1 protein-coding gene is annotated in these 955 nt (G+C 75.8%); it reads left to right on the top strand.

All coding sequences use genetic code 11. The annotated features are described in order from the left end of the window. Positions 1-954: lytic transglycosylase domain-containing protein (locus tag HMPREF0731_RS21915; protein WP_007006449.1), on the top strand; the 954-nt coding region annotated here is incomplete at its 5' end. Position 955 lies beyond the last annotated feature (1 nt).

Raw genomic sequence — 955 nt, 5'->3', positions numbered from 1 at the left:
GCGCACTCGGCCATCCGCACCCGGCGGCCGCAGCTCTACGTCCCCTGGATGCTGCAGGCGGCGCAGGAGCCGCGCACCTTCTACGGGCTGATCGCCCGGCGCATCCTGGGCCTCGCCCCCGGCTTCGCCTGGGAGCGCGAGGTGGCTGGCGAGGCCGAGGGCGCGGCGCCGGCCGAGACCGCCTCGGGCTGGCGGGCGCTGGCGCTGCTGCAGATCGGCCAGCGCGACCGGGCGGAGGCCGAGCTGCGCCGGCTCTGGCCGGCGGCGCAGGGCAATCCGGGCCTGTCGCGCGCCATGCTGGCCGCGGCGCGCGAGGCGGGGCTGACCGACCTCGCCGCCCAGGTGGCCGAGCTGGCGCAGAGCAATGACGGCCGGCCGCGCGACTATGACCGCTTCCCGCTGCCGCGGCTGGAGCCGATGACCGGCTTCCGCGTCGACCCGGCCCTGCTCTACGGGCTGGCGCTGCAGGAGAGCCGCTTCGACCCGCGCGCCGTCTCGCCGGCCGGGGCGCGCGGGCTGATGCAGATCATGCCCGCCACCGCCGCCTACATCCTGAAGGAGACGGGGCTGTCCGGCGGCGCCCGGGCGCGGCTGCACGACCCGTCCTTCTCGCTCGAGCTGGCGCAGCGCTACCTGCACCTGCTGACCACGCGCGAGGTGGTGGATGGCGACCTGATCCGGGTGCTGGCCGCCTACAACAACGGCCCCGGCAATGTCGGGCGCTGGGCGCCCAACGTCCGGCACCAGGACGACCCCTTCCTGTTCGTCGAATCGATCCCGGTGGGCGAGACGCGCGCCTTCGTGCAGCGCGTGCTGGCCTATTCCTGGATCTATGCCAGCCGGCTCGGCCTGCCCGCGCCGAGCCTCGACGCGCTCGCCGCCGGCCAGTTCCCGCGCTTCGGCGCGGTGCTGACGGAGGTGGCGGAAATGCCCGCGCCGCGCGGCGGCCGCTGAC

Source organism: Pseudoroseomonas cervicalis ATCC 49957 (assembly GCF_000164635.1).
GTDB lineage: Bacteria > Pseudomonadota > Alphaproteobacteria > Acetobacterales > Acetobacteraceae > Pseudoroseomonas > Pseudoroseomonas cervicalis.
This window is presented reverse-complemented; position numbering and strand designations above follow the sequence as displayed.